The sequence below is a fragment of the Paenibacillus elgii NBRC 100335 genome, assembly GCF_004000865.1.
Lineage (GTDB): Bacteria > Bacillota > Bacilli > Paenibacillales > NBRC-103111 > Paenibacillus_G > Paenibacillus_G elgii.
Map to the genome: position 1 here is coordinate 38,462 of NZ_BIMB01000058.1, position 6,000 is coordinate 44,461.

Below are 6,000 nucleotides of genomic sequence, written 5' to 3' on the forward strand. Positions count from 1 at the left end.
AATGAAAACAGCGATTCATCCGACTTATCATCAAACGACGGTTACTTGCGCATGCGGTAACACGTTTGAAACGGGATCCATTAAGCAAAATCTTCGTGTAGAGATTTGCTCCGCTTGCCACCCGTTCTTTACCGGGAAGCAAAAATTTGTGGATGCCGGCGGTCGCGTCGATAAATTCAAAAAGAAATACGGCATGTAATTTGTTGCCAGCAGCATAACGGCATAAGCGCGCCTCCTGTGGCTATCCTAAGATCATCCGATCTTAGAGCTGCAGGAGGTGTTTTCATTTGTTAAGATCGCTTGCCGTTCTGTTGAGCGCAGCTTTGGCATTGTCCGGGCTTGCGGCGTGTCAGCAGCAGAAGTTTTCCAAAAACTCCGCGACGCATACCCGGGACGGCATACTTGGGATTACCGAGACGAACCCGAATATGCCGCTCAGTGCCAGTTTCCGAACATACCCTGATGATGTGCGCGTCATGCAGAATGCGATTGGCCAACGATTTCCGAACGTCAGCATCACGAGCATCAGCTTGAATGGGCCGACCGCTTACGTTCGTTTGAATGCTCCCGCCCATACCCCGCCGGAAGAAATCGAACGGATTCGGCAGGGGGCTTCCGAAGTTTTGGCCTTCGCCGCGCCGAGATATAATGCTAACGTTACCGTTACTGCTAAATAACCCCTTGAGGTTGCTATTTGGACATGAATCGACTATACTTATCTATGCCGTGCTAGACGGGGAGGTAGCGGTGCCCTGTAACCCGCAATCCGCTGTAGCGGGGTCGAACGCCTATTCGCGGTATTGCGATGTAAGGTTTGGGTTTTAAAGTTGGTGTTGAGAGTCGGGTCCTCCGCAATGGATGCCTGTGAATCTGGTCAGGTCCGGAAGGAAGCAGCCATAAGCAGGAAGTTTCATGTGCCGGAGGGTGGCCTAACTTGAGCTGACGATAAAAATTCCACTTGGATCGTAATATCAAGGTAGGTGCGCGGTTTCCTAATATTAAAAAACAATAACACCAAGATCATGAGCTGTAAAAGCTTGTCGAACTTGGTGTTTTTTTGTATTTGGCAGAAGGAAAATGAAAAAATTAGGAGAATTGTATACTAAAGTTAACCAGGCTAAGTAAACCATAATCATACACCCATTGCGCTCGGCTATCCGCTGATTAATGGGGGGAGGAAGACGATGCGGCACGAACTGACCTTGCTTCAACGCTTTGCCGGCATATTCCTTAGGGACGTGAATCTGGGAGTGATGCTGATTAATACCGAATTTGAGCTCATCGATATCAGCGACATGGCTTGCCGCGTGCTGGGGTTAGAAAGAGAAAAGGTACTCCACCAAGCGCTGGACTCCATTTTTGCCGATCTGCCTGCCGAGCACTGGCTGGTACAGCGGAGTATATTGGACGGGATGGTCGTGCGCAACCATGCCTTGTCCTGGACCAATAACCAGGAGCGATACGAGCTGCTGGTCGATTCCAGTGTGCTTCGGGATGAGGACGAGCGGATCGTCGGCGCTTATCTTATTTTCAAGGACGTCACCAACCTGCGTTCTCTTGAGGAACAGGTTCAGCGAAGCGACCGTCTGGCGATGATCGGCCAAATCGCTGCGGGCACGGCCCATGAAATCCGCAACCCGCTCACGTCGATCAAGGGCTTTTTGCAAGTACTTCGCAAAACCTTTCAAGAACAGGGCATGGAGCGCGAAGACGGGTATACCGTAGTGATGCTGAAAGAAATCAATCGGATCAACGAGCTGGTCAACGAATTTTTGCTGCTCGGCAAGCCGAAGAACGTTACATACGATGAAGTGGATATCTCCGAAGTGCTCCGTGACATTTTGCCTATTATCAATAACGAAGCGATCCTGCACCGGGTCGTCGTTCAATATGAGTCGCACTACGGCTTGCCGCATGTGGTCGCGGACCGTGAGATGCTGAAGCAGGTGTTTCTCAATATCAGCAAAAATGGAATCGAAGCGATGGGAGAAGGGGGTATTTTGACGGTAAGCGAGAAAGTCGATTTGGAGCAACGCTTGGTCAATATCGAGATTCATGATACCGGTCCGGGCATCCCTGCCTATGTGATTGATAAAATTTTCGATCCGTTCTTTACGACCAAAGCGGAAGGAACGGGACTGGGCTTGTCGGTCTGCCAGCGGATCATTCACGATATTGGAGGGCATATCCGGGTATCGTCCAAGGGGTACGGCACGACGTTCACCGTCAGCATTCCGTTTCCTTAAAAGCGACGCGGCTTCAATCCTTCCTCCAAGTGTAGTATAATAGACGACAAACAATCATTGGAGAGGGCAAGATGGCACATATCGCCTTATATCGAACGTGGCGGCCGCAGTCGTTCCACGATATGGTCGGCCAAAAGCATATTGTCCAAACCTTACAAAACTCGCTTCGCGAAGGGCGGTTCAGCCACGCCTATTTATTCAGCGGTCCCCGTGGGACCGGGAAAACGACCACGGCCAAAATATTGGCCAAAGCCGTCAACTGCTTGAACGGGCCGGGCGTCGAGCCTTGCAACGAATGCGATGCGTGCGTGCGTATTACCGAAGGCACGGTCATGGATGTCGTCGAGATCGATGCTGCCTCCAACCGCGGCGTGGACGAAATCCGAGACATCCGGGATAAAGTGAAATATGCGCCGACCGAAGTGCGCCAGAAGGTGTATATCATCGACGAGGTGCATATGCTGACGACGGAGGCGTTCAACGCGCTGCTCAAGACGCTGGAGGAGCCGCCGGCCCATGTCATGTTTATTTTGGCTACGACGGAGCCTCACAAGCTGCCTGCGACGATTATTTCACGCTGTCAGCGGTTCGATTTTCGCCGTGTGTCGCTTGAGGAGCAGGTCGAGCGGCTGCGTCAAGTGTGCGCCGACGAACGGATCGAGTGCGACGATGACGCTCTGGCGTTCATTGCACGGCTGTCCGATGGCGGAATGCGCGATGCGCTCAGCTTACTCGATCAGATCATTGCATTTTCAGGCGAGCGGGTGACGTATGACGACGTACTGTCGATCACAGGCGGGATGGCTTCGGATCAATTCGAGCGCCTGGTGATGGCGATACAGGATCGGGACGTAGGCGCCGCTTTGCGGTTGATCGATACGTTCATGCAGGAAGGCAAGAGCGCCGACAAGTGCATGGAGAGCCTGATCTATTATTTCCGCGACCTGTTGATGGTCAAAATGGTTCCCGGCTCGCAGGCGCTCACCGAGCGCATTCTCGACGTGAAACGGTTTGCCGAGGTGGCGCAGCGGTTTTCCGCCGATGCGTTGATTGCCATGATCGATACGTTGAACTACTATCAGACGGAGATGAAATATTCCGTTCAGCCGCAGACGCTGCTGGAAGTCGCGCTCATGAAGCTTTGCAGTCAGGCGGGTGCATCGTCCGCTTCGGCAGGCGGATCGAGCACAGGCGAGGCACCGGCTTCGGAACGTCAGGACGGGGTAGTCGGACAGCTGATGAACCGCATTCAGCGGCTGGAAGAGCAGTTGTCTCAGCTGTTGAAGCAGGGAGTCGCTCCCGCAGCCTCGAGTCCCGTATCCGGCCCAAGCTCGCGTCCGGCACCTGCGCCTGCCGTCACCAAGAAGATCGAGAAGCTGGACGCTTACCTGCAGGGTAGGGATGATCCGGCTTTCCGCAACGTCGTTCAGCAGTGGAGCCAGGTGCTTGGGCGGGTGAAAGAGCTCAAAATCACCGTTCATGCGTGGCTTGTGGACGGGGAGCCTGTCTCCGTTCATGAAAGCAACGTGCTCGTAGCTTTCAAGAGCGCGATGCACCGGGAGACGACCGAGAAGCCGGCCAACAAGCAGCTGATCGAACAGGCGCTGGCCGAAGTGTACGGTCAGCCGTACCGTCTCGTAACCATGATGCTGAGGGATTGGAAGGCTGCCGCCGACCAAGCGAAGCCGGCCGACGGACCGAAGGAGGAGCTGCAGCTCATTCCGGAGGACGAAGGAGCATCCGGCGGCGCGAAGGAAGAGTGGATCAGCGAGGCCATTCAATTGTTTGGGGAAGATTTGGTTAAAATTAAAGAAGATTAGCGACGAGGAGCGTGTCTTACATGAACAACATGAATCAGATGATGAAGCAAGTGAAAAAAATGCAGGAGCAAATGCTCAAAGCTCAGGAGGATCTCGCGAACCGCACCGTAGAAGGAACGTCCGGTGGCGGCGTCGTCAGCGTAACGGTAAACGGACAAAAGAAAGTTACGGCCGTTGTTATCAAGCCGGAAGCCGTCGATCCGGACGACGTGGAAATGCTGCAGGATCTGGTGCTTAGCGCCATCAACGACGCGATGACCAAAGCCGAAGAAATGGCCGGCAAAGAAATGTCCAAATTAACCGGTGGTATGAATATCCCGGGATTGTTCTAATCGAAGCCGGATCAAGCCCCAGAACCTACTCTGGGGTTTTCAACTTTAATGCGTGAAGGAGCCAATCGCTTGTTTTATCCGGAACCGCTAGCCAAACTGATCGATTCCTTCTCCCGTCTGCCGGGGATCGGACCCAAAACGGCGGGGCGTCTTGCTTTTCATGTGCTGCGCATGAAGGAAGACGATGTCATCGACTTTGCCAAAGCTCTGGTCAATGTCAAACGCAATCTGCACTATTGCTCGGTATGCTGCAATATCACCGATACCGATCCCTGCCGTATCTGTCAGGATAAAAGCCGGGACGCTTCTGTCATTTGTGTTGTGCAGGAGCCCAAAGACCTGGTTGCCATGGAGCGGACCAAGGAGTTTAACGGCTACTATCATGTTCTCCACGGGGCGATTTCTCCAATGGAAGGCATCGGACCGGACGAAATCCGGATCGCCGATCTTCTGAAGCGGCTGAGCGACGAACAGGTGCAGGAGCTGATTCTGGCAACGAATCCGAATATCGAAGGCGAAGCGACTGCGATGTACCTATCCAGGCTCGTTCGCCCGTTCGGCCTCAAGGTGACCCGAATTGCGCACGGATTGCCTGTCGGAGGAGATCTGGAGTATGCCGACGAGGTTACCTTGACCAAGGCGCTGGAAGGCAGAAGAGAGCTATAATGAAACATTGATTTGATACCAAAAGAAGCCGGCTTGCAGTCGCCCATTTGCGGTTACGCACAGGGGGATGCTGCAAGCACTTGAAGCATGATTTGCGCGGTTCGCCGCGGAGATGCTTTGAGAAGGCTTCTTTTTGGTTCTAACCCGGCTAAGCTCCCTATACATATTTAAGTAACAGGACAAACCTGGAGACTTAAAATTGGGAGGTTGACGGGAATGAAGCTTTGGAAATGGGAGATCGGAAGCAAAAAAGACCGTTTGCAGCGCGAAGCCGTTGAGCAGGACCGTCTGCTGCTGGTGGAAGAAATCCGCAAAGCCCATATAGAATGGGAAGTCGCGCAGAGGCGCTTTGAATACGTCGTCGAAAAAGAACAGATCGATTATGCCATTTTTGCCCTCGAAGCGGCGGAGAAACGATTCGAAATGCTGCTGAAGCAAGCCAAAAACCTGAATATCTCGGCTAGAGAAGCATGTGCCGCTCGTTCGATGGAGGTGTCTTCGTGAAATCGTATTTGCTGTGGACCGTCCTCGTTGGGTCCGGTTTATTGTTAGGATTGGTTATGCTGCGCAATCGGTATGCGTTCCAATGGCTAGGTATGTTTTGCCTGCATATTGCATTTGCTTCGATTTTGTTGTATATTCTAAATCTGTTCAGTTCATACACGCATTTGGAGCTGCCTTTGAACGCAGTGACGGTTGGGACCGTAAGCGTTCTGGGCTTACCCGGACTTGCCGCTTTGGCGGCGCTGAAATGGTGGGTCGTTGGGGTTTAACCTCGACTCCAAAAAAAGTCTAAAAAAAATGCTTGCAATCTACTGGGCGAATGTGATATATTATAAAAGTCGCCGCTAAACGAGACGACAACAACCGACAAAGTTGAATAGCCTAACGACGCGGCTTTTGTCGAACGAAATTGCCCTTTGAAAACTGAACATT

The 6,000-nt window shown here is 52.5% G+C and carries 8 protein-coding genes and 1 other RNA gene; all 9 read left to right on the top strand.

Annotated elements, in window-relative coordinates:
- Window position 1 precedes the first annotated feature (1 nt).
- Window positions 2-199: a 50S ribosomal protein L31 gene (gene rpmE / locus PEL01S_RS29115; protein ID WP_010500323.1), complete on the top strand. Its 198-nt coding sequence runs from the start codon at window positions 2-4 to the stop codon at window positions 197-199.
- Between the two features lie 88 nt (window positions 200-287).
- On the top strand, window positions 288-677 hold the full coding sequence (locus tag PEL01S_RS29120) for a hypothetical protein (protein ID WP_063187781.1): 390 nt from the start codon (window positions 288-290) through the stop codon (window positions 675-677).
- 47 nt (window positions 678-724) lie between these two features.
- An RNA gene (ffs, locus tag PEL01S_RS29125) (signal recognition particle sRNA large type) lies at window positions 725-988 on the top strand.
- 196 nt (window positions 989-1,184) lie between these two features.
- Complete coding sequence (locus PEL01S_RS29130; protein ID WP_010500325.1) at window positions 1,185-2,246, top strand: ATP-binding protein; 1,062 nt, start codon at window positions 1,185-1,187, stop codon at window positions 2,244-2,246.
- Between the two features lie 71 nt (window positions 2,247-2,317).
- A complete protein-coding gene (gene dnaX, locus PEL01S_RS29135) occupies window positions 2,318-4,066 on the top strand; it encodes a DNA polymerase III subunit gamma/tau (RefSeq protein WP_108533172.1) in 1,749 nt (582 codons plus the stop codon).
- 20 nt (window positions 4,067-4,086) lie between these two features.
- A complete protein-coding gene (locus PEL01S_RS29140; RefSeq protein WP_025851926.1) occupies window positions 4,087-4,398 on the top strand; it encodes a YbaB/EbfC family nucleoid-associated protein in 312 nt (103 codons plus the stop codon).
- 69 nt (window positions 4,399-4,467) lie between these two features.
- Window positions 4,468-5,064 (top strand): recombination mediator RecR, encoded by a 597-nt coding sequence (gene recR, locus PEL01S_RS29145; RefSeq protein WP_010500328.1) that lies wholly within the window; start codon window positions 4,468-4,470, stop codon window positions 5,062-5,064.
- Between the two features lie 216 nt (window positions 5,065-5,280).
- Complete coding sequence (locus PEL01S_RS29150) at window positions 5,281-5,568, top strand: DUF2508 family protein (protein WP_127462727.1); 288 nt, start codon at window positions 5,281-5,283, stop codon at window positions 5,566-5,568.
- Window positions 5,565-5,837 carry a pro-sigmaK processing inhibitor BofA family protein gene (locus PEL01S_RS29155; RefSeq protein ID WP_127462728.1) on the top strand — a complete coding sequence of 91 codons (273 nt, stop codon included), beginning with the start codon at window positions 5,565-5,567 and terminating at the stop codon, window positions 5,835-5,837. Before PEL01S_RS29150 ends, PEL01S_RS29155 begins: the two co-directional genes overlap by 4 nt.
- Window positions 5,838-6,000: the final 163 nt, after the last annotated feature.